The organism is Polymorphobacter multimanifer, assembly GCF_014205635.1.
GTDB lineage: Bacteria > Pseudomonadota > Alphaproteobacteria > Sphingomonadales > Sphingomonadaceae > Sandarakinorhabdus > Sandarakinorhabdus multimanifer.
The window spans coordinates 1-24,044 of the sequence record NZ_JACIIV010000023.1 but is presented as its reverse complement, the minus strand read 5'-3'; the positions used below and the strand labels follow the sequence as shown (position 1 = coordinate 24,044).

Below are 24,044 nucleotides of genomic sequence, written 5' to 3'. Positions count from 1 at the left end.
GCCAGTCCCGCTTTAGCGACCGACAGCATCGGTCACCGAAGCAAACCCCGCTGCCCGCAGCGCATGCGCCAGCTCGGCCTTGATCCGCACCACCAGCCCCGGCCCCTCATACACCAGCGCCGAATAGAGCTGCACCGCACTCGCCCCGGCCCTGATCCGCGCCAGCGCCTCCGCCCCCGAGCCGATGCCGCCCGCCGCCACCAGCGGCAGCGCGCCGCCGGTGGCGCTGCGAAAGCTTTCGAGCGCCGCCATCGCAAGCCCCGCCAGGGGTGCTCCCGACATCCCGCCGGCCTCGCCCGCCTGCCCCGAGCGCAGCCCGTCGCGCGACAGCGTGGTGTTCGACACGATCAGCCCCGCCACCCCGCCATCGATAGCAGCACGCGCAATCGTGCCGAAATCCTGGCGCTCCAGATCGGGCGCCACCTTGACGAACACCGGCCCGCAGCCCCTGGGCCGCGCCGCCATCACCCGCGCGATCAGGTCGGCAAGCGCCGCCCCGTCCTGCAGCGCCCGCAACCCCGGCGTGTTGGGCGAGGAGATGTTCACCGTCACATAGCTCGCCATCCCGCCGGCCGCCGCGATGCCGGCCACATAGTCGCCCGTCCGATCTTGCGAATCCTTGTTGGCGCCAAGGTTGATCCCCACCACCCCCGGTTTGCCCATACGCGCCCGCAGCCGCGTCACCGCCACGTCCATCCCGGCGTTGTTGAACCCCATGCGGTTGATGACCGCCTGGTCCTCCACCAGCCGGAACAGCCGCGGTTTCGGATTGCCCGCCTGGGGCCGCGGCGTCACCGAGCCGCATTCCACAAAGCCGAACCCCAGCCGCAGCATCGCATCGGGCACCGACACATCCTTGTCGAACCCCGCCGCCAGCCCGATCGGGTTGGGCAGGTCCATCCCCGCCAGCGTCGTGCGCAGGATCGGGTCGTCCTCGCCGCGCGGCACCGGCCACAGCGGCAGCGCCTTGAGCGTCAGCCCATGCGCCACTTCCGGATCGAGCCCGAACACCAGCGGCCGCACCAGCCCGTAAAGCCCGCTCATGCTGCGCCAGCCGCCGCCATCTCGTCATCCTCATCCTCGCGCCCGACCATCGCCAGCGCGCGCGCCTTCTGCTGGCGCATCTCGCACCAATGCACCAGCGCGTCGTCGCGGCCATGCGTCACCCACAGCTCGCCGGGGCGAACCTCGGCCACCGTCGCGGTCAGCTCCGCCCAGTCGGCATGGTCCGAAATGATCAGCGGCAGCTCGATGCCGCTCGCCTTCGCGCGCTGCCGCACCCGCATCCAGCCCGAGGCCATGGCGGTGATCGGGTCGGGCAGCCGCCGGCTCCACCGGTCCCCCAAGGCACTCGGCGGCGCCACGACGATCCTGCCCTTCAGCTCATCGCCCTTGAATGTGCCCACCGGTCGCACATCGCCCAGCCGCACCCCCAGCGTTTCGTAAAGCGCGAACAGCTTGAGCATCGCCCCATGCAGATACACCGGCTCGTCGAACCCCGCGGCGCGCAGTTCCGCCACCACGCGCTGCGCCTTGCCCAGCGCATAGGCCCCCACCAGCACACAGCGATCGGGGTTGGCACGCAGCGCCGCCAGCAGCTTGTCGATCTCGCCGCGCACCGGCGGATGCAGGAACACCGGCAGCCCGAAGGTCGCCTCGCTCACGAAGATGTCGCACGGCACCGGCTCGAACGGCAGGCACGTCGGGTCGGGTGCCCGCTTGTAGTCGCCGCTCACCACCACGCGCTCGCCCTTGTGCTCGAGCACCACCTGTGCGGATCCGAGCACATGGCCGGCGGGCACGAAGCGCACATCTACATCACCCATCCGCACCACCTCGCCCGGTCCCACCGGCTGGCCACCGGCCTGCGCGCCATAGCGGGCATCCATGATCGCCAGCGTTTCCGGCGTGGCGAGCACATGGGCATGGCCGCCGCGCGCATGGTCGGCATGGCCGTGCGTCACCAGGGCGCGGTCGACCGGCCGCCCGGGATCGACCCACACATCGGCGGGCACGACATGGATGCCATGCGGGTGCGGAACGATCCAATCGACCATGCCCCCCTATGCGCCCGGCGCAGCGCCCGACACAAGCGATACGGCCTAGTCGCGCGGTGCTTCCCGATAGGTGCCGCGGGCGTTCCGCTTGGCGGCATAGAGCGCCATGTCCGCACGACGCAGCAGCAGCTCCGGCGAGCCGACATGCGTGCGCGAATCGACCGCACCACCGGCGCTGGCGCTGGACCGAAGCAGAATGTCGCTGAAGATGACCGGCATGTTGATCACCCGCAACGATCGCTCTGCCATGCCCTTCAGCTTCAGCGCGCCGGGCCCTTTGAGCAGCAGCGCAAACTCGTCGCCGCCCAGCCGCGCCGCCATGCCGACACTGGATACAACCTTGCTCAGGCGTTTTGCCGTGGCCTGGATGAGCGCGTCCCCCGCCTCATGGCCGTAGCGGTCGTTGGCCGGCTTCAATTCATCCAGATCGAACAAAGCGACCGCGATGTGCTGCCCGGTCAGCTCGCGCTCTTCGAACGCCTGCCGAAGTTCCTCCATGAACCGACGCCGGTTCGGCAGATCCGTCAGCGTGTCGTGGTTGGCCGTGTGCAGCATCGCCGTTTCCAGCAGCTTGCGGTCGGTGATGTCCTGCAGCGTGCCATAGGCGCGATATGATTGCCCCTCCCCGTCTCTCTCGACAAGGTTGCGCGAGTGAAGCCAGCGCGTGCTGCCATCGGGCAAATGGATCCGGTAATCGAGCGCCGTATCGCAGCCGGAGGACACGGCCTTGGCGACCGCGCCCAGAATTCGTTCCCGGTCGTCGGGATGCATCATGGCGATCCAGGTCTGCCGATCAACGCTGCTCGTGCCTTCGGGCTGGCCGAGCAGCCGCGCCCACATCGCCGATCCGGTCGAGGTGCCACGGCGCATGTCGATCTCGAAAACGCCGACACGGCCGCCCTCCTGGGCAAGCTCGAAAAGCCGGCGATAATGGGCAACCTCCTGGTCGAGACGAATTTGCACCTGGCGCTCGATGGCGCGGTTCACCGCATCGCGCAGATCGGGAGCAAGCGCTTCCAGCGGATCGGCAGCGTCGCGCGCCGGGTCTGCCGCTGGCACGCCAGCGGCCTGCGCGCCAAAAGAACCGGCATCCCTGAAACCGCGCATCCTGTTCTCCCGAACGCATCTAACGGCAGAAATGCCGACTCGTTTACGGCTGCCCCTAGGCTCGCTTCGCGAGGGTTGCTACAATGCTCGCATGCGCACTCTTCCCCTTTCCGCCGTGCTGCTCGGCGCTGCTGCCCTTGCAGCACCTGCCCTTGCCGCTCCCGTCGTCACCCCCGGCGAGTGGACGAGCACGATGACGATGGACAGCATGACCATGCCCGGCCTGCCCCCCGGCGCGCTTGACGCGATGAAGGGCAAGCCGATCACCACCAGCTATTGCCTGACACCCGAGGAGGCCGAGGCCGACCCGAAGAAGATCCTCGCCGCCGACAAGAGCTGCAAGGTCGATCGCTTCAACATGGCCGGCGGCAAGATCGATTCGGCAATGACCTGCCAGACGCCGCAAGGCCCCGCCACCATCACCATGAGCGGCACCTACACCGCCGACAGCTATGCGATGAACAGCACCATGAAGGCCGGCCCGATGACGATGGCGAGTCGGGTCTCTGCAAGGCGGCTCGGCCCCTGCAAATAGAGTGTGTTTCGGGAAAAGTGGCCACCGGTTTTCCGATAAAAACACACGACAACAAAGAGCTGCCGCCCGCCCTTCTCGGGTGGTTCGCATCACGAGGCTGGGAGGTCCGGCCGCACCAGCTGGCCATGCTCGATGCCGCCGGCCGGGGCGAGCACAGCCTGCTCATCGCCCCCACGGGTGCGGGCAAGACCCTCGCCGGTTTCCTGCCCACCCTTGCCGCCCTCACCGAACGCCCGCGCGAAGGCCTGCACACGCTTTATGTGAGCCCCTTGAAGGCACTCGCCGTCGATGTGCAGCGCAATCTGCTCACCCCCATCGCGCAAGCAAAACTGCCGATCAGCGTCGAGACGCGCACCGGGGACACCAGCTCGGACAAGAAGGCCCGCCAGCGCCAGTCGCCGCCCAACATCCTGCTCACCACGCCCGAGAGCCTGGCGCTGCTGCTCTCCTACCCCCAGGCCGAGACGATGTTCGAGGGCCTCGAATCGCTCATCATCGACGAGATCCACGCCTTCGCCACCACCAAGCGCGGGGACCAGCTGGCGCTCGCCATGGCGCGGCTGCAGCGGCTGGCACCGGGGCTGCGCCGCATCGGCCTCAGCGCCACCATCGCCGATGCCATGCCCTTCCAGTCGTGGCTGGCGCCCGACACCGATCCCGATTCGGTGCGCCTCGTCACCTGCCCGCAGGGGGCGCCGCCCAAAATCGAGATCCTTGTGCCCGAGGACCGTATCCCCTGGGCCGGGCACAATGGGAGGTGGGCCGCCGCCGCGGTGATGCGCCGGATCGAGGCGGCGCGGCTCACCATCGTCTTCGTCAACACCCGCGCGGTGGCCGAGCTCGTCTTTCGCGATCTCTGGGCCGAGAACGATTCCGCCCTCCCCATCGGCATCCACCACGGCAGCCTCGCCCCCGAAGCGCGGCGCAAGACCGAGGCTGCGATGGCTGCAGGCCGGCTGCGCGCCATCGTCGCCACCGCCAGCCTCGATCTCGGCATCGATTGGGGGGATGTCGATCTCGTCATCCAGATGGGGGCGCCCAAGGGTGCTGCCCGCCTGCTGCAGCGCACCGGCCGCGCCAACCACCGGCTCGATGAAGCCAGCCATGCGCTCATCGTGCCCGGCAACCGCTTCGAATATCTGGAAGCCCTTGCCGCACAGGACGCGGTGACCGCCAACGACCTCGACCAGGAACCTTTCCGCCCCGGCAGCCTCGACACGCTGGCGCAGTTCATCTTTGCGCGCGCCTGCGCCGGGGCGTTCATGCCCGATGATCTGTTCGAGGAGGTGCGCCTTGCCGCCCCCTATGCCGGGCTCACCCGCGGGCAATTCGATGCCGCCCTCGATGTCATCGCCACCGGCGGCTATGCGCTGCGCGCCTATGAGCGCTACCGCCGCCTCACGCCACAAGCCGACGGCAGCCTGCGCCTCACCCACCCCCGCCTCGCCGCCCTCCACCGCCTCAACGCCGGGACGATCGTCGAGGCGGTGACGATGAACGTCCGCTTCGGGCGAAGAGGCCGGGCGCTCGGCCAGGTCGAGGAATGGTTCGGCAGCCAGCTGCGCATCGCCGACACCTTCATGTTCGCCGGCCAAACGCTCGAAGTCACTGGCTTCGACGGGCCCGACATCCATGTGAAGATGGGGCGCGGCACGCCTTCGGTGCCCACCTATGTCGGCGGCCGGATGCCGCTCAGCACCAACCTGGCCAACCGCGTGCGCGGCCTGCTCAATACGCCCGAACGCTGGCCCGAAATGCCGCCCGACGTGGCCGAATGGCTCGAAATCCAGCGGCTGCGCAGCACGCTGCCGGGACTCGACGACCTGCTCGTCGAGACATTTCCGAGGGACGGCCGCTGGTTCATGGTCGCCTATGGTTTCGCCGGCCGCCCGGCGCACCAGACGCTCGGCATGCTGCTCACCAGCCGCATGGAGCGGGCCGGGCTGATGCCGCTCGGCTTCGTGGCGAGCGATTACATGATCGCCACCTGGAGCCTCGCCGAGCCGACCGACCTGAAGCCGCTGTTCGATCCGGAAATCCTCGAGGACGAGTTGGCAGAGTGGGTCGCCGCCTCGCCCTTCCTGCGCCGTGCCTTCCGCGAGACCGCGATCATCGGCGGGCTGATCGAGCGCGCCCAGCCCGGCCAGCACAAGACCGGCAAGCAGCTCAGCGTGAGTTCGGACCTGATCTACGAGGTGCTGCGCCGCCACCAGCCCGACCATCTGCTGCTCACCGCCGCGTGGAACGACGCACGGCACAAGCTGACCGACCTCGATCGCCTCGCCACAATGCTGGAGACGGCGCAGCACAAGCTCACCCACCGCCGCCTGCCCCGCGTCAGCCCGCTGGCGGTCCCGGTGCTGCTCGAAGCCGGCCGCGAGAGCGTGCCGGGCGCCTCGGCCGACACTGCGATCCTGCTCGAGGCCGATGCGCTGGCGCGCGAAGCAATGGCGCTCGACTAGCGGGAACCATGCTGCCAGAAAACGCCATGGCCAGCCTCGCCCCACCTGCAGACATGGATGAAGACACCGCCTGGTTCGGCCATCCGCGCGGGCTGGCGGTGCTTTCCGCCACCCAGGTCTGGGAGCGCTTCAGCTATTTCGGCATGAACGCGCTGCTCGGCCTCTACATGGTCGGGCAATTGCTAAAAGCCGGCCATGTCGAGACGGTGCTCGGCTTCCGCGCTTTTCGCAGCGTGCTCGAAGCGCTGTTCGGGCCGATGACCGAGCTTGCGCTGGCAGCGCTGATCTTCGGCCTCTACGGCGGGCTGTTCAACATCATGCCGGTGGTCGGCGGCTGGCTGGCGGACCGTTACATCGGCCAGCGGCGCGCGGTGATGGCGGGGCTGCTGCTGATGGCGGCCGGGCACCTCGCCATGGCGTCGGAGGCACTGTTCCTGCTGGCGCTGGCGCTGCTGGTGAGCGGCGGCGGGCTGCTCGTCGGCAATCTCTATGCGCAAGTCGGCAACCTCTATGGCGCCGGCGATCCGCGGCGGGACCGCGGCTACAGCGTTCACCTCATCGCCCTCAACATCGGCGCTTTCGCCGCCCCACTGGTCTGCGGCACGCTGGGTGAGCGCTTCGGCTTCCACTGGGGCTTCACCGCCGCTGGCATCGGCATGCTCATCGGCGTGGCGACCTACTGGTTCGGCCGTGCCACCCTGCCCCCCGACATCAGCCTCGCCACGGCAGCGCCCACCCCCCGGGACCCGCACGCCCGCCGCCGCATCCTCGCCATCCTCATCGCCACCCTGCCCTATATCGTCGCCATCGCCAGCGCGATGCAGGCCTACAACATCGTCATCATCTGGGCCGAAGCCACCATGGACCGCACTGTCTTCGGCTTCGAGGCCCCGGTCACCTGGCTGCTCACCTTCGACGGGCTGGCGACGATCATCGGCGTGGCCCTCACCATCCCCATCTGGAGCCGCCTCGCCGCCCGCGGCCGCGAGCCCGGCATCATGGCCAAGCTCGCCGTCGGCAGCCTGTCGGTGGCAAGCGCCTGGGGCCTGATGGCGCTCACCGCCACGCCGCAAGCCTCGCCACTGCTGCCGGTGCTGCTGCTCTATCTCCTGCTCGGCATCGGCTATGGCTGGATGCTGCCCAGCATCCACGCCTTCGCCTCGAGCACAGCACCACTCGGCACCGTCACCACCATGGTCAGTGTCGCAGTGATGGCGTTCGGCCTCGGCAACATCGGCTCGGGCTGGCTGGGGCGCTTCTACGAGCCGCTCGGCGCCACCGGTTTCTTCGCGCTGCTCGCCGCAATCGGCGTCGGCGGCGCACTCCTCGCTGCCGTGCTGCAGCCGGTTGTGACGCGCCTGCTCAAGCCCTGACTTGCGGCTCGGCACGGCACGTGGCACATCCCGCGCATGCCCCTTTTGTTCTCATCCGAACATCTCATCCCGTTGCCCTGCGGCGCGCTGCACTGGCCGGCGCGCGGGGCATTGCTGGTGGCCGACCTGCATCTCGAAAAGGCCAGCCATTTTGCCCGGCGCGGCTGGCCGCTGCCGCCCTATGATTCGGAAGTCACTCTCACACGCCTCGCCGCCGCCCTCGCACACACCGGTGCGACGACGCTGATTGCCCTTGGAGATACCTTCCACGACCCTCAAGGACCCGCGCGCCTCCCGTCGGCAGCCCGGAATCTCCTCGCGCAGATCGCGTCGCGGGCAAAAATCCTCTGGATCACCGGCAACCACGACGATGCCGCTGCAGCGACGCTCCACGGCACCGCGCACCCCGAACTCGTCCTCGGCCCCCTCACGCTGCGCCACGAAGCCGACCCTGCCGACCCCGCACCCGAGCTCTCGGGACACTTCCACCCCAAGGTGATCATCCGCCACCGCGGCCGCGCCATCAGCCGCCGCTGCTTCGCGCTGAGCCCTACGAAACTCATCCTGCCCGCCTATGGCAGCCTCGCCGGTGGCCTCGACATCACCGACCCCGCCCTCGCCGCCGCCGCCCCCGGCGGCCTCATTGCGCTCGTTCCCGAAGCAGGCCAGCTGCTGCGTTTTCCCGTGGTGGCGCAAGCCGCATAAACCGTTCATGTAGGGGGTGCAGGGGACGGGCTCCCTGCCCGGCGGAGGCACAACCCCTTGATAAAGAAGCACGCACGCGTCCTCAGCGCTTCGCTGGCCGGCACCGCCGTCGAATTCTACGATTTCTACATCTACGCCACCGCCGCCGCCCTGGTGTTCGGTCCCTTGTTCTTCCCCGCCGAAGACCCCGGCGCGCAGCTTCTCGCCGCCTATGCCAGCTTCGCCGTGGCCTTCATCGCCCGCCCCATCGGCGCCCTCGCCTTCGGCCATTTCGGCGATCGAATCGGCCGCAAGTCGACGCTGGTCGCCTCGTTGCTCATCATGGGGCTCAGCACCTTCCTCATCGCCTTCCTGCCGGGATACGCCAGCATCGGCTGGGCCGCCCCACTGCTCTTGTGCATCCTGCGCTTCGGCCAGGGTTTCGGGCTTGGCGGCGAATGGGGCGGCGCTGCTCTCCTCGCGGTCGAAAACGCCCCGCCCGGCTGGCGCGGCCGCTTCGGCATGTTCCCGCAGTTCGGCGCTCCCATCGGCTTCATCGCCGCCAACGGCTTGTTCTTGCTGCTCGGCCTGACCCTTTCCGAAGCCGATTTCATCAGCTGGGGCTGGCGGCTGCCATTCCTGGCCTCGATCCTGCTCGTCGCCATCGGGCTGTGGGTGCGGCTGAAACTGACCGAAACCCCGGCCTTCACCGCCGCCCTGGCGCAAGCGCCACCAGCGAAAGTGCCGCTCGTCGAGCTGCTGAAACATCATTGGCGACTGACCTTGACGGGCATTTTCGGCGTCATCGCCTGTTTCGCGCTCTTCTACATCGCCACCGCCTTCGCGCTGGGTCATGCCACCACTGCCATGGGTTTCGCCCGCGAGACGGTGCTGCAGGTGCAACTCGTCACCATCCTGTTCCTCGCGCTGGGCATCGCCCTTTCCGGCTGGCTGTCGGACCGGTTCAGTCCGCGCACCGTGCTCATCGGCGGCAGCATCGGCGGCATCCTTGCCGGGCTGGCAATGGCGCCGCTGCTGGCGCTCGGGCTGCCGGGGCTGGCGGTGTTCCTGGCCCTTGCTCTGTTCACCATGGGCTTCGTCTATGGCCCGCTCGGCGCCTGGCTGCCGGGGCTTTTTCCGGCGCGCGTGCGCTACACCGGCGCCAGCCTCGCCTTCAACGCCGGCGGCATCATCGGCGGCGGGCTCACCCCGGTCATCGCCCAGTCGCTTGCCACCAGCTACGGCCTCGTGCCGGTGGGGCTGTGGCTCGCGGGGGCGTGCGGGCTCTCGCTCATCACGCTGGTCTTGCACCGCGCGCAAAAGCCAGCATAGCGTCGGGCATGCGCACCCTCCTTGCCCTTTCCGCCCTGCTTCTTGCCACCACGGCGCACGCCGCCGAGCCCGGCGAGTTGGCGCGCTGGGAAGCACAGGCGAAGCGCGTGACGATCACGCGCGACGATTTCGGCATCCCGCACATCAAGGGCAAGTCCAACGCCGATGCCGTGTTCGGCATGATCTATGCGCAGGCCGAGGACGACTTCAACCGCATCGAGGTCAATTATCTCAACGCGCTGGGCCGCATGGCCGAGGCCGAGGGCGAAAAGGCGATCTGGACCGATCTGCGCCAGCGACTGTGGATCGACGACACCGAGCTCAAGGCCGAATATGCCAAGTCCCCCGCCTGGCTGCAGGCGCTGATGACGAGCTGGGCAGATGGCCTCAACTATTGGCTGGAAAAGCATCCGGGTCGCGCCCGCGTGCTCACCCGCTTCGAGCCCTGGATGGCGCTCGCCTTTTCCGAAGGCTCGATCGGCGGCGATATCGAAAGCGTCAACACCACCCGCCTCCAGAATTTCCACGAGAACCGCAATATCGCGCTGAGCGCCGCCGATCGTGGCGCCGTTGCGACCGAACCCGCCGGCTCGAACGGCTTCGCCATCGCCCCCTCCAACACCGCGGCCAAGCGCGCGCTGCTGCTCATCAACCCCCACACCAGCTTCTTCTTCCGCTCCGAAAGCCAGCTGCAATCGGACGAGGGCATCGATGCCTATGGCGCCACCACCTGGGGGCAGTTCTTCATCTACCAGGGCTGGAACCCGAACCTCGGCTGGATGCACACCTCGTCGGGTGCGGACGTGATCGACGAATTCGCGCTGACAATCGAGACTCGCGACGGCAAGCCGGGCTATCGCTATGGCAATGAGTGGAAGCCGCTCGAACGCCGCGACATCACGCTGGCCATCAAGGACGCAGCGCCACGCACCATCACGACCTGGGCGTCGGTGCATGGCCCGATCGTCCGTGCCGAGGGCGAGAAGTGGGTGGCCGTCAGCCTCATGCACAAGCCCTCGGCGGCGCTGCAGCAGAGCTGGCTGCGCACCACCGCCAAGGACCTGAAGGATTACATGCGCATCGCCGATCTTCGCGCCAATTCGTCCAACGCCACGCTGTTCGCCAGCCGGCAGGGAGACATCGCCTACCTCCACCCGCAATTCATGCCCAAGCGCGACAACCGCTTCGATTACACCCGGCCGGTGGACGGCAACGACCCCGCCACCAACTGGCAGGGCGAGCATGCGGTGGAGGACCTTCCCAATGCCATCAACCCAAAGTCGGGCTGGGCGATGAACACCAACAACTGGCCCTGGTCCGCCGCCGGCGCCAGCAGCCCGAAGCAGGCCGATTATCCGAAATACATCGACAGCCAGACCGAGAATCCGCGCGGCGTCAACGCCACCCGCCTGCTCTCCGCCAAGGCAGACCATACCCCCGACACGCTGCTCGAAACGGCCTATGATCCCTGGCTGTCGGGGTTCGCCGCCCTTATCCCGACCCTCGTCGAAGCCTATGATGGGCTGCCGACCGCCGACCCGATGCGAGCCACGCTGCAGGGCCCGATCGGGGCGCTGCGCACCTGGGACTACAAGACCTCGGAAGCCAGCGTGCCCACCACGCTTGCCACGCGCTGGGGCGAGACGCTGTGGGCGCGCTTCGGCGAACAGGCGCGCGCCGAGCGCATGCCGATGATCGACTTCCTGAAGGTCCGTGTCTCGAACACCGACAAGCTTGTGGCGCTCGCCGACACCAGCGGCGGCCTCACCCGCGAATGGGGCAAGTGGGATGTGCCGTGGGGGGAGGTCAACCGCTACCAGCGCGTGTCGCCCGCCATCGAGCAGGCGTTCACCGATGCCGCCCCCAGCATCCCCATCCCCTTCGCCTCGGCAAACTGGGGCAGCCTCGCCAGCTATGGCACGGTGCGCCCAACGGGCATGAAGCGCAGCTACGGCCGCTATGGCAACAGCTTCGTCGCGGTCGTCGAGTTCGGCCCCACCGTCAAGGCGCGCGCGATCATGGCCGGCGGCCAGTCGAGCGATCCTGCCTCGCCGCACTACAACGACCAGGCCGAGCGCTACCGCACGCATGATTTCCGGCCCGTCTATCTCACCCCGGCAGACCTCAAGGGGCATGTTGTCCGCAGCTACGCGCCGGGCAGCTGATTTCGTCACCGCTTCCGAGCCGCGGGACACGCTTTGGACATTTCCGGAGCCGGCTCGGGCCGGCAATGTTGCTGGATCAAATCCTGACGACCTGATTGCAAAGGAGAATTTGCGCGTCGAAATCACCGCCACCGGGTGCGTTGCCGCGTGTGCTACGAAAAAGCCCCTGCCGAGAGCAGCGCAAGCTTGCTGGTATTTGTCAGTATGTTATCGCAAGCATGGGCGTTCCGCTGGCGCGAAAGAGGAGGTCGCGGCATGAATCTGCGACAGATCGAGGTCTTTCACGCGGTCTACATGGCCGGGTCCATCAGCGGCGCGTCACGGCGCCTCAACGTCTCGCAGCCCTCGGTCAGCAAGGTCATCAAGCATGCCGAAGCCGGGCTGGGCTTCAAGCTTTTCACTCTGGCCAAGGGTCGGCTCAGCCCCACCGAGGAGGCGCACCTGCTGTTCCGCGATGTGGCCGACCTCCATGCGCGGATCGATGTCTTCAACCAGGGCGCCCGCAACCTGCGGACTGCCGTGGCGGGGCATATGCGGATCGGCGTACTCCCATCGCTGGCGCTGGCGTTCACGCCCAAGGTGGTCGCGCGGTTTCGCACCCTGCATCCGGGAGTCAGCTTCGAGATTTCGGCGATCCAGCATGACAGCTTCCTGCATGTTCTCGAATCGCGAGAGTGCGATTTCGTGATTGGGCATCAGCTGATCTTCAGCGCCGATGTCGAGGCGGTGGCGCTCGGCCAGGGACGGGTCGGCGCGCTCTTCCAACCCGGCGCGTTGCAGGAGACGATGCGCGATAATGGGCCGGCCGTGTCGGTGGATGCGCTTTGCGGCAAGGAGATTGTCGGCCTTGCGGATGGTGTTGCCATTGGCGCCATCACGCCGGCGGAGATTTTTTCGGGCCGCCCTGCACCGTCGCTGGTTGCGCGGTCGGTCTTCATCGCCGCAGCGCTTGCGCGCCACAGCGGGGCCATCGCCATTGTCGATGAGTTCACCGCCATGGGCTATGCCGATGGCCGACTCCTGTTCCGTCCGCTTGTACCCGATGTGCAATTCGAGCTTGTGGCGCTGCATCTGGCGGCACAGCCACTCTCGCGCATCGCTCATCGGTTTCTCGATCTCAAACGAACGATGATTGCCGAAATCAGCCATTGAATGGCCTCTTCAGAGCCTCGCGCAGGCGCTTGAGCTCAGAAAATGGTTTTAACCCATAGCCTGAAGCTATACCGCGACGCAGCATTGATGGGACAAATTGGCTTGACCCTGCGTGCCCTGCGACATCAGATACCAATCATGACAGCTGGATGAAGGGCCGGAGAGCTCTCGAGCTGCAGCAGAGGTTTGCCGGACGTCGGGGAGGACATCGGCAATCCAGGGTCGAATTCACAGGGGGTAAAATGCGCAAGCAATCCGATCGTCCGACAGCACTGCGGACTGCAAGCCGTATGGCGCTGTGCGCTGCCATGATGACAAGCGCCGCGATCGCCCAGGCGCAAGCCGCGGCACCCGCGACCACCGCCGATGCCGAAGAGCCCGCCGCAGACGAAATCCTCGTGGTCGGCTCGCAGATCAGGGGTGCCAAGATCAACACCGCGCTGCCGGTCACGGTGATCGGCGTCGATGAGATCCGCACCACCGGTGCCGTGTCCGGCGACGAGCTGTTCCGCTCGATCCCGCAGTTCGGCGATGTGCGCTTCAACAGCCAGCAGCTTCCGGGCAGCTCGAACGCGGCGCGCGGCGATGTCGGCTCGCTCGATCTGCGCAGCCTTGGCGTGGGCAACACGCTGGTTCTCATCAATGGTCGCCGCGGCGTCAACCATCCCACCAGCCAGGCGAATCTGCAGCTGGTGCCTGTGCTGACGTTCAACAGCAACACGATCCCGGTGAACGGCATTTCGCGGATGGAAGTGCTGCGCGATGGTGCCGCCGCCATCTACGGCGCCGATGCCGTGGCCGGCGTCGTCAACGCCGTGCTCAAGACCAATTACGAGGGTGCCGAATTCTCGGTGCAATATGGTGGGGCGGAGGGCACCGGCTTCCGCGAGTTCAACTTCAACGGCACCGTGGGCACCAACTTCGCACAGGGCCGCGGCAACATCACCTTCTTCGGCAGCTATGATCGCGGCACCGGGCTTCTCTCCACCGATCAGGATTTCACCGCCTCGTCGGACAAGCGACCGCTTTTCGTCGGCACGCGTTTCGAAGGCCAGGCCTCGCTCGATGGCACCTCCACCGTGACCCCCTGGGCCTCGCTGCAGACGCCGGCGACCTTTGGCACGGTCCGCCGCAATGGCGCGGCACTCACCAGCGCCTCGGGCCAATTCCATATCCAGCCAGCAAGCCAGGATGGCTGCCGCGTCGGCCTCGCCAATGGCATCTGCATCGATGATGGCTTGCTGACGACGGCCGGTGCCGACCGCAACCTGCGGCTCGACACCGATGCGCAAGGCACCTCGATCCTGCCCACCGTCGATCGCATCAACCTGTTCACCACCGCCAATTTCGAACTGACCGAAGATGTGACGCTTTTCGGTGAAGCCGGTTATTTCAACAGCGTATCCAACGCCCAGCAGGCGCCGATCGGCACGCTGGCCGCACTTCCCATCACCATTCCGGCAAGCAACTACTGGAACCCGTTCGGCCAGGCCGTCTTTGCCAATGGCCAGGTCAACCCGAACCGGTTGAGCGGAACGAACGTGCCGGCGGCAGGGCTTCCGGTCACCATCCGCGGCTACAGCTTCACCGATTTCGGCCAGCAGCAGGTGCGCGTTGTCGTCGAGCAGTTCCGCACCCTGGCAGGCCTTCGCGGCCAGATCAGCGGCTTCGATTGGGAAACAGCGGTCAGCTATTCGGAGGCGACCGCCACCGACACCAGCAGCAACATCAGCCGCACGGCGCTGACGGCAGCCCTGGCGCTCTCGACGCCCGATGCCTACAATCCTTTTGCTGGCGGTTCGCTCAGCGCACCGCAGACCGGCAACATGACCGGCAACAACGCCGCCACCATCGATTCAGCGCGGCAGGATCTGGTGCGCTTCACCAAATCGACGCTGCTCACCTATGATCTGCGCATCTCCCGGCCCGATCTGATCGAGCTGCCGGGGGGCAGCGTCGGCTTTGCAAGCGGCTTCGAGTGGCGGCGCGAGACGCAACTCGATGATCGCGACGCGCGCATCGATGGCACGATCGGCTTCATCGATCCGGTCACCGGTGAGGCCTTTGGCGATCTGGTCAATTCGGCGCTCAATCCGGACACGTCGGGCGCGCGCAATGTCGCCTCGGTCTATGCCGAGCTGCAGGTCCCGCTGGTGTCGCCGGAGATGAACATCCCGCTCATCCACCGGCTCGACATCCAGCTCGCCGGCCGCGCCGAACGCTACAGCGATTTCGGCAATGTGGCAGTGCCCAAGGTGGCAGGCGCCTGGGACATCGTGGAAGGCGTCCGGCTGCGCGGCTCCTGGTCCAAATCCTTCCGCGCCCCCAACCTCGAGCAGACAAACGCCACCGTGGTCACCCGCGCTAATGCCCGGCAGGACTTCATCTTCTGCGAGGCCGATCTGCGTGCCGGGCGGATCACCAGCTTTGCCGGCTGCGCGCGATCGCAATCGACACAGGCGCGGCGCGCCGGCAACCCCGATCTCGATGCCGAGCGCGCCAACACGCTGTCGTTCGGTGCCGTGCTCGAGCCGCCGCTGCCCGATGGCATGGGCAGCCTGACCTTCACCGCTGATTGGTGGCAGGTGAAGCAGACCGGGCTGGTCGGCATCTTCGGGGAAGGCAACGCACTGACGCTCGATTATCTGCTGCGCCTCAACGGCCAGACCAATCCCAATGTCGAGCGCGCGCCCGTGACAGCCGACGACATCGCCGATTTTGCCGGCACCGGGCTTACCCCGGCGGGCCAGGTGCTCTTCGTGCGCGATCAATATGTCAATCTGCAGCCGCAGCTGGTGAAGGGCATCGACCTTGCACTGCTCTACAACACACCCGAAACCAGCATTGGCCGGTTCTCGGTGTCGGTGAATGCGGCGCATCTGACAACGCTGTTCCTCAACCCGTCACCGGGAATCCAGGAGCTGATCGATGCGCGCGAGGCCGGCGCCATCAACGCCGGTGTCACCATCCCCGGCGGCGGCTCGCTGCTCCGCCAGAACCGCACGCCCCAATGGCGCGGCTCGGCATCGCTCACCTGGAACCTCGGCGGCGTGACCGTGGGCGCCTTTGCGCAATATGTGGGCGTGGTGGACAATCTGGCGCTTACCGATGCCAATGGCGTGCCATGGGCAGTGGGCCCACGCACCACGGCCAATCTCTATGGCCAGTACCGGTTCAGCGAAGGCACGCTCGATGGTGCCTCGGTCCGCATCGGCGTACGCAACCTCACCAATGCCGCACCGCCGATCGCGTCCGGCGGCTTTCTGCCCGATGTTTACGGGCCACAGCGCCGCTACTGGTATGTGAACCTCGGCTACAGGTTCTGAGCAGTCAATCAGGGGGACAAGGCTGATGATGCCGAGCAAGACCGCACTGCTGGCGACGGCGCTTTTCCCCCTCATGGCATCGGCGGCACTCGCCGCCGGGCCGGTGACCGCGATCACCGGAGCCATGGTGTTCGATGGTACGGGTGCCGCACCCACGGCGGCAACCGTGTGGATCGAGGATGGGCGGATCAAGGCGCTCGGCCCGGATGTGAAGGTGCCGCGCGGGGCGACGCGCATCGATGCGCGCGGCAAGGCGCTGTTGCCAGGATTCCTGGATGTGCACACCCACTGGACGCCGGGTGGTGCCCCCAACACCACGCCGCAGATCGCCACCGCCTATGTGAAGGCCGGCGTGACGACGGTGAACGACTTCCACCAGCAGCCCGAATCCTATGCGCCGCGGCGAGAGTGGCTCAAGCAGCTGGCAACGCCGCATGTGCATTTTGCAGCACGGGTGAGCACGCCGGGCGGGCACGGCGCGGACTGGGGGGACCAGTCGACCACCATCTGGGTGAGCACGCCCGAGGCGGCACGCGCGGCCGTGCAGTCGCTCGATGCCTACAAGCCCGATCTCATCAAGGCCTTTGCCGATGGCTGGCGCTACGGCACCTCGCCCGACAACACGAGCATGGACGAATGGACGCTGCAGGCGCTCTCGCAGGAGGCGCACAAGCGCGGCTGGCCGGTGCTGACCCACACGGTGACTGTGGAACGCGGGTTGGTGGCCGCGCGCGGCGAGGTCGATTCGCTCGCGCACGGGCTGCAGGACCGGCCGATCAGCGCTGCCGAGGTCGCCGCGATCAAGGCCAGCGGCATGGCGATGGCGCCGACGCTGGCAGTCTACAACCCCGACAAGCCGCGGGCGACGCCGGTGGACCCGGCCGATCCGCGCTACGTCCAGTCGGTGCGCAAGTTCGGTTACGCACTGCAGAATGTGAAGGCACTGTTCGATGCCGGAGTGCCGATCGCGCTCGGCACCGACGCCGGGATGCCGGGGACGCCGCACGGCGTCTCCACATTGCAGGAGATGGAGCTGCTGGTGAAGGCCGGGCTCAGCCCCGCCCAGGCGCTCGTCGCCGGCACCGCGACCAGCGCCCGGGTGATGCGGCTGGACGGAGACCGCGGCACCATCAGCCCCGGCAAGCGCGCCGACATCGTGCTGATCGACGGGAAGCCCTGGGACCAGATCGCCGATGTCCACAAGATCAGCCATGTCTTCATCGATGGCCGGCTGGTGAGCGGTGCCGGTGCTGCGCCGATGCCCGCCGCCAACAGCGCCAACCGGCTGCCGGCCGTGACCGTGACGGCGCTGATCGACGACTTCGAGCGGACCGACCGGCGCTCGGCGCTCGACACGCTGCGACTGGAAACCCCCGATGGCGGCCATGACCGGACGGTGGAGATCACCCAGGTCGTGCCGCGCGATGGCGGCGGCAAGGCGCTGGCGCTGTCCGCCCGCATGGCGGTGAAGGAAGCGCCTTATGCCGGCTTCGCAGTGCCGCTCACACGCGGCTCGGTGGTGCCGGTCGATGTGTCGTCGTTCAAGGGCGTGCGCTTCGACTTGAAGGGCGATGGCGATTACCGGATCCGGATCAATGGCCTCGACGGCGCTTGGGAAGCTGCGGTGACGGGGGCGGAGCAATGGGCGTCGAAGGAGATACCCTTCTCGGCATTCAAGCCGGTGGCGCGCGGGCGCCAGGGGGGCGCAAGCTGGACCGGCCAGGATGTGACGCAGGTGGAGCTCGGCGGCACGCGGCCGGGGGGCCAGCGCATGTGGCTGCAGGTGGACAATATCAGCTTCTATTGATGCCGCGCCAGCCGGGGAAGGAAATGGCATGAAGACGATATTCGGCGCCGCAATGGGACTGCTGCTGTGCGGGCCCGCGATGGCACAGGACGCCGAAGGCGAACCGCGCGTCAGCGGTGGCGACATCGTCAGCTACAGCACCATCAACGGCGCCACCATCGGCCGCGGCGGCATGGTGGTGAGCCAGAGCGCGCCGGCGAGCGACGTCGGCGTGGCCATCTTGCGCAAGGGCGGCAACGCCGTGGACGCCGCCATCGCCATGGCCTTTGCCGAGGCGGTGACGCTGCCGCGCGCCGGCAACATCGGCGGCGGCGGCTATATGGTGGCGCACATGGCCGCGAGGAAGGAGCGGCCGGCGACCACCATCGCGATCAACTATTATGGCCTTGCCCCCATCGCCACCACGCCCGATCTGCTGCTCGACGCCAAGGGCAAGCAGGACCGCGACAAGGTGATGTCGTTCAAGGGCGTCTCGGTGCCGGGCACGGTCGCGGGCATGTGGGAGGCGCACCGCCGCTTCGGCAGCATGACCTGGAAGGCGCTGCTCGCCCCCGCCATCAAGCTGGCGCGCGACGGCGTTGTGTTGACCGATGGCGAGGCCGAGGCCACCGCCGGGCGCAAGACGATGCTGGGCAACGACCCCGGTGCCCGCGCGGCCTTCATGAAGAAGGACGGCAATCCCTATGCGCCGGGCGACCTCTTCAAGCAGCCCGACCTCGCCTGGACCCTGACCCAGATCGCCAATGGTGGCCGCGATGCCTTTTACAAGGGCAAGGTCGCCGAGAGGCTGGTCAAGGGCGTGCAGGCCGGCGGCGGCGTGATGACGGCGGCTGACCTCGCCGACTATCAGGCCGATGTGCTGGAGCCGGTCTGGTCGAGCTACCGCGACCTGCCGATCGCCTTCATGCCGCCGACGTCGGCCGGGGTGACGCTCGCGCAGGCGATGAACATCCTCGAGCATTTTCCGCTCGCCAGCTATGGCTGGGGCAGCACCGACAGCCTGCACGTGATCGCCGAGGCGCTGAAAATCGCTGCGTCGGACCGGCGGCTGGTGGGCGGCGGCCCGCAGTGGCAGACGCCGGCCAAGGGCCTGGCCAGCAAGGCCTATGCCGCCGAGCGCGCCAAGCTCATCACCATGCAGGCCTCGCTGGGCGCCGACACGCTTCCCGATGGCAACCCCTATCCGCACGAAAGTGCCGACACGACGCATTTCTCGGTGGCGGACAGCCACGGCAATGCGGTGGCCAACACCTACACCCTCACCGCCTCCTATGGCGCGCATGTGGTGGCCCCCGGCACCGGCTTCCTCCTCAACAACTCGCTCGGCAACTTCGCCTGGGGGAGCACGGACCCGCGCCGCGAAGCCACCTGGCCGGCGCCGCGCAAGCGGCTGGGATCGACGATCACGCCGCTCATCGTGTTCAAACACGACAAGCCCTGGCTTGTCACCGGCACGCCCGGCGGCGGCTATATCATCGGCACCATGGCGCAGCTGCTGGTCAATGCGATCGACTACAAGCTCAACATTGCCGAGGCCGCCCAGCGCCCCCGTCTCAACCAGGGGGCCGGCAATGCGCCGCTCGAGCTCGAGGAAGGCTTTTCGCCCGATCTTGTCGGGCTGCTGCAGGCGCGCGGCCACAAGGTTCGCCCCTCCAACACCATGGGCAGCACGCAATCGATCATGATCGAGGGCGGTCGCTTCATGGGCGCTGCCGACACCCGCCGCCCCGATGCGCTGGCGCTCGGGGTGCGATGACCGTTCCATCTGCTTTCCTGTTTTTCGGAGTGCTTCGCCCATGAAGATGCCCCTGAGCCCGCAATGGCTTTTCCTGTCGGCCGCAATGCTGGCCATGCCGCTTGCGGCGAGCGCGCAGACGGCGCCCGCGCAATTCTTCAAGCAGCCGCCCGGCACCGACTATTACCTCGCCAACTACACCGAGTATGAGGCCTATCTGAAGAAGCTGGCCGGCGAATCCGACCGGATGAAGCTGGTCGACATCGGCAAGACCGCCGAGGGCCGCACGCAATGGGTGGCCATCGTCTCGACGCCGGCCAATCTGGCGCGACTGGAAGAGTATCGCGCCATCGCCGAAAAGCTGGCGCGCGCCCGCGGCCTCGACGATGTCGCTGCGCAGCGCCTGGCCGCCGAAGGCAAGGCAATCGTCTGGATCGATGCCGGCATGCACGCCACCGAGACGGTCACCTCGCAGGGCCAGATCCAGGTGCTGCACCGGATGCTCACCCAGACCGACCCCGAGACGATGCGGATGCTCGAGGATTGCATCATCCTGTTCGGCCACGACAATCCCGATGGCATGGAGCTGGTGAGCAACTGGTACATGCGCCACGCCGACCCGAAAAAGCGCGAGTTCTCGACGCTGCCACGCCTCTACCAGAAGTATGTCGGCCACGATAACAACCGCGACAGCTACATGGCGCAGATGCCCGAGACCGAGAACGTCAACCGGGTGCTGTTCCGCCAATGGTATCCGCAGATCGTCTACAACCAGCACCAGACCGGGCCGGAAGGCATGGTGGTGTTCGTGCCGCCGTTCCGCGATCCGTTCAACTTCAACTATGATCCGATTGTGATGACGCAGCTCAACGAAATCGGCTCGTCGATGCACTCGCGCCTCATTGCCGAGGGCAAGGCCGGCTCGGGGATGCGCAGTGCGGCGCGCTACTCGACCTGGCACAACGGCATGGAACGCTCGGTCGCCTATTTCCACAACAGCATCGGGCTGCTCACCGAGATCATCGGCGGCCCCACGCCAACCACCATCCCGCTGGTGCCGGCCACCCAGCTGCCGCGCGGCGACGAGCTGATGCCGATCGGCCCGCGCGAATGGAAGCTGCAGGACACGCTCGACTATCAATGGACGCTCAACCGCGCGGTGCTCGACTATGCCTCGCGCAACCGCGAGCGGCTGCTGTTCAACATCTACCGCATGGGTGCCAACAGCATCGCCAAGGGCAGCAAGGACAGCTGGACGATCACCCCGTCCAAGGTCGAGCGCCTCGCCAATGCAGCACCGCTCAAGGTGGACGGCAGCGACGAATATGAGCGGCCCCGCGCCGGCGGGCCGAAGAAGGTTGATCCGGCACTGTATGCCAGCGTGCTGCAAGCGCCCGAGGACCGCGACGCCCGCGCCTATGTGATCTCCGCCGACCAGCGCGACATGCCCACCGCGATCACCTTCCTCAACGCGCTCATCAAGGCCGGGGTCGAGGTCGAGCGCGCCACCGCGGGCTTCACGGCGGGCGGCAAATCCTATCCGGCGGGCAGCTACATCGTGCGCACCGCCCAGGCCTATCGCCCGCATGTGCTCGACATGTTCGAACCGCAGGATCACCCCAACGACATTCCTTTCCCCGGCGGCGCGCCCACCCCGCCCTATGACGTGGCCGGCTACACCCTCGCCTATCAGATGGGCGTGGGCTTCGACCGGGTGCTCGACGGCTTCGACGGCAGTTTCACCCCCGTGGCTGACTTGATGACCCCACCCGCCGGACGGATCGAAGGCAGCGGCAATGCCGGCTGGCTGATCGGCCATGAGACCAACAACAGCTTCATCCTCACCAACCGGCTGCTCAAGGCAGGGTTGAAGCCGGCGTGGCTCAAGGCCGCCACCATGGCGGGCAGCACCAGCCTGGCGCCCGGCGCCATCTGGGTGCCGGCGTCGCCTGCGGCACAGGCCATCATCACCACCGCGGTGCGCGAGCTCGGGCTCGTCGCCCATGCCGCCGCAACCGCTCCCGCCGGCGAGGTCGTGAAGCTCAAGCCGGTGCGGGTCGGGCTCGTCGACCGCTATGGCGGGCTGATGACCGCGGGCTGGACCCGCTGGGTGCTCGAGCAGTTCGAATTCCCGTTCGAGGTCGTCTATCCCCAGCGCGTCGAGGCCGGCGGACTGCAGCGCAACTTCGATGTGCTGCTGTTTTCCGATGGCGCGATGCCCGGCAAGGGCGCCTGGGGCAACGACCGCCCGGCGCGCCAGCCGAGCCCCGAGGACACGCCCGCGGACCTCAAGGCGACCACCGGCAATCTTTCGGACGCAAAGACGCTGCCAGCGCTCACCGACTTCCTGCGCAATGGCGGTTCAGTGGTGGCGATCGGCGGTTCCGCCCGCCTGGCCGAGCTGTTCCATGCTCCCCTGACGCATGCACTCAGCCGCACCGAGAATGGCGAGACGCGAGGGCTGGACACAAAGGCCTTCTTCATCCCCGGCTCGATCCTGCGCGCGCAGGTCGATAATCGCCAGCCGCTTGCCTATGGCCTGCCGGCGGAGATCGACATCTTCTTCAACCGCTCCCCCAGCTTCACCCCGACAGCCGGCCAGGGAACCGCAACGCCGGTCTCATGGTTCCAGGGCCGCGATCTGCTGCGCAGCGGCTGGGCGGTGGGCCAGGAGCAGCTGGCGGGCACGATCGCGGTGGCCGACATCGATGTCGGCCGCGGCAAGCTGTTCGTGATGGGGCCCGAGGTCGTGCAGCGCGCACAATCCTATGGCACCTTTAAGTTCCTGTTCAACGCGCTGCAATATGGTGGCGCCGAGCGCTAGGACACCGCACCTGCCCGACCCGAACCGCCGCCGGCAGCGCTGGCGGCGCATCCCGCATGCTCGTAAACCCCTGCATCCCCATTTTCAGGAATTGATTGCCATGGACCTCGCCCGCTTTCCCCGTCGCCGCTACACACAGGGCTTCACGCCGATCGAGCCGCTTCCGCGGCTTTCGAAGGCGTTGGGGGGCGCCGACATCTGGATCAAGCGCGATGATCTGCTCGGGCTGGCAGGCGGCGGCAACAAGACCCGCAAGCTCGAATTCCTGGTCGCCGCAGCGCTTGCCGAAGGGGCGGACACGCTCATCACTGTCGGTGCCCCGCAGAGCAACCATTGCCGCCTCACCCTCGCCGCCGCCGCCAGGGAGGGGCTGAAGTGCCGGCTCATCATCGAGGAGCGCGTGCCCGGAAGCTATTCGCCCGAGGCCGTGGGCAACAATTTCCTGTTCCAGCTGATGGGGGCGGAAAGCCTGCGCGTGGTGCCGCTCGGCACCGATCTTGCAGCCGAAATGTCCACCGAAGCGGCGGCCGTTCGTGCGGCGGGCGGCGTGCCCCATTCCATCCCCGGCGGCGGCTCCAACCCGCTGGGCGCGCTCGGCTATGCAGCCTGTGCCGCCGAGGTGGTGGCGCAGAGCTTCGAGATGGGGATGAGCTTCGATCGGTTCGTGGTGGCGAGCGGCAGCGCCGGCACCCATGCCGGCATCCTGGCGGGGCTGACCGCGCTCAATTCGCGGCTGCCGGTGCACGGCGTGAGTGTGCGACGGGACCGGACGACGCAGGAGGGCAATGTCCATACGCTCGCGGTGGCCACGGCGGCCCTGCTCGGCACCCCGGCCCCCGACGCAGAAGCTGTGCAGGTCGATGACGCCCAGGTCGGCCCGGGCTATTCGCTTCCCACCGACGCGATGATCGAGGCGGTGCAGCTGCTGGCGCGCTGCGAGGGGGTGCTCCTCGATGCCGTGTATTCCGGCAAGGCAATGGCGGGGCTGATTGCGGCGGTCCGCGACGGCCGCATCGACCGGAAGGAGCGCGTCCTCTTCCTGCACACCGGCGGCGCGCCCAGCCTGCCGGCGTTCGCAGAGATCCTGCGCCACTGAGCCGCGCTGCAGCGCCGTCGCACGCCAGGATTGCAAAACCGCTGGAGACAAAGAGTTCGCGCGACCTTGGCGCTCGAAACCCGCTCAAGCAAACACCGTTCTCCGCGCCTTTAAGGCGCGGAGGCCAAGGTGTACAAATTACAACTGAATAATGGTGCCCCGGACGTGACAAAACTGGGCACTCAAATTGTTGGGAAATCTACGCCAGCCTCCCAACAAGGGAATCGATTTTCAACGTATAAACAGCGGAGTGACAAGATCTGGGCCTCAAGCCGACCGGCAGGTTTCGGAAGCGTGTGCACGGCGGTGACAAACCAGGCCATTGGATCGTCGGCGGCGTGTCGATGAGGGCGGTGTAAAACCCGGCCATTGGTTAGGCTTGTCCCTTT

The 24,044-nt window shown here is 67.2% G+C and carries 15 protein-coding genes; 12 read left to right on the top strand and 3 right to left on the bottom strand.

Annotated features, from left to right (window positions below):
• Window positions 1-12 precede the first annotated feature (12 nt).
• Genes FHS79_RS14415 through FHS79_RS14405 form a run of 3 tightly spaced genes read right to left on the bottom strand, consistent with a single transcriptional unit; the run spans window position 13 to window position 3,164 of the window.
• Window positions 13-1,044 carry a quinone-dependent dihydroorotate dehydrogenase gene (locus tag FHS79_RS14415; protein WP_184201585.1) on the bottom strand — a complete coding sequence of 344 codons (1,032 nt, stop codon included), beginning with the start codon at window positions 1,042-1,044 and terminating at the stop codon, window positions 13-15.
• Window positions 1,041-2,057, bottom strand: coding sequence for a ligase-associated DNA damage response exonuclease (locus tag FHS79_RS14410; RefSeq protein WP_184201582.1), 1,017 nt, complete (start codon window positions 2,055-2,057; stop codon window positions 1,041-1,043). The genes FHS79_RS14415 and FHS79_RS14410 overlap by 4 nt, the downstream gene beginning before the upstream one ends.
• Before the next feature lie 45 nt (window positions 2,058-2,102).
• Window positions 2,103-3,164, bottom strand: coding sequence for a sensor domain-containing diguanylate cyclase (locus FHS79_RS14405; protein WP_184201579.1), 1,062 nt, complete (start codon window positions 3,162-3,164; stop codon window positions 2,103-2,105).
• Between the two features lie 91 nt (window positions 3,165-3,255).
• Here FHS79_RS14405 and FHS79_RS14400 point away from each other — a divergent pair, with 91 nt between their 5' ends.
• From FHS79_RS14400 to cuyA, 12 genes are all read left to right on the top strand, one after another.
• A complete protein-coding gene (locus FHS79_RS14400) occupies window positions 3,256-3,699 on the top strand; it encodes a DUF3617 domain-containing protein (protein ID WP_184201576.1) in 444 nt (147 codons plus the stop codon).
• A 17-nt stretch (window positions 3,700-3,716) separates the two neighbouring features.
• Complete coding sequence (locus FHS79_RS14395; RefSeq protein ID WP_424022270.1) at window positions 3,717-6,161, top strand: ligase-associated DNA damage response DEXH box helicase; 2,445 nt, start codon at window positions 3,717-3,719, stop codon at window positions 6,159-6,161.
• A 53-nt stretch (window positions 6,162-6,214) separates the two neighbouring features.
• On the top strand, window positions 6,215-7,534 hold the full coding sequence (locus FHS79_RS14390) for a peptide MFS transporter (protein WP_184201573.1): 1,320 nt from the start codon (window positions 6,215-6,217) through the stop codon (window positions 7,532-7,534).
• 36 nt (window positions 7,535-7,570) lie between these two features.
• On the top strand, window positions 7,571-8,239 hold the full coding sequence (gene pdeM / locus FHS79_RS14385; RefSeq protein ID WP_184201570.1) for a ligase-associated DNA damage response endonuclease PdeM: 669 nt from the start codon (window positions 7,571-7,573) through the stop codon (window positions 8,237-8,239).
• A gap of 57 nt (window positions 8,240-8,296) precedes the next feature.
• Window positions 8,297-9,550: an MFS transporter gene (locus tag FHS79_RS14380; protein WP_184201567.1), complete on the top strand. Its 1,254-nt coding sequence runs from the start codon at window positions 8,297-8,299 to the stop codon at window positions 9,548-9,550.
• Between the two features lie 8 nt (window positions 9,551-9,558).
• A complete protein-coding gene (locus FHS79_RS14375) occupies window positions 9,559-11,715 on the top strand; it encodes a penicillin acylase family protein (RefSeq protein WP_184201565.1) in 2,157 nt (718 codons plus the stop codon).
• Between the two features lie 255 nt (window positions 11,716-11,970).
• Entirely contained in the window at window positions 11,971-12,867 is an 897-nt protein-coding gene (locus tag FHS79_RS14370; RefSeq protein ID WP_184201562.1) for a LysR family transcriptional regulator, read from the top strand.
• Window positions 12,868-13,109: 242 nt separating this feature from the next.
• Entirely contained in the window at window positions 13,110-16,193 is a 3,084-nt protein-coding gene (locus FHS79_RS14365; protein WP_243452914.1) for a TonB-dependent receptor domain-containing protein, read from the top strand.
• A gap of 25 nt (window positions 16,194-16,218) precedes the next feature.
• Window positions 16,219-18,000 (top strand): CIA30 family protein, encoded by a 1,782-nt coding sequence (locus FHS79_RS14360; protein ID WP_184201559.1) that lies wholly within the window; start codon window positions 16,219-16,221, stop codon window positions 17,998-18,000.
• 28 nt (window positions 18,001-18,028) lie between these two features.
• A complete protein-coding gene (ggt, locus tag FHS79_RS14355) occupies window positions 18,029-19,756 on the top strand; it encodes a gamma-glutamyltransferase (protein ID WP_184201556.1) in 1,728 nt (575 codons plus the stop codon).
• A gap of 40 nt (window positions 19,757-19,796) precedes the next feature.
• Window positions 19,797-22,559, top strand: coding sequence for a M14 family metallopeptidase (locus FHS79_RS14350; protein WP_243452913.1), 2,763 nt, complete (start codon window positions 19,797-19,799; stop codon window positions 22,557-22,559).
• A gap of 100 nt (window positions 22,560-22,659) precedes the next feature.
• Window positions 22,660-23,655: a D-cysteate sulfo-lyase gene (cuyA, locus tag FHS79_RS14345; protein ID WP_184201553.1), complete on the top strand. Its 996-nt coding sequence runs from the start codon at window positions 22,660-22,662 to the stop codon at window positions 23,653-23,655.
• The last annotated feature ends 389 nt before the right edge of the window (window positions 23,656-24,044 follow it).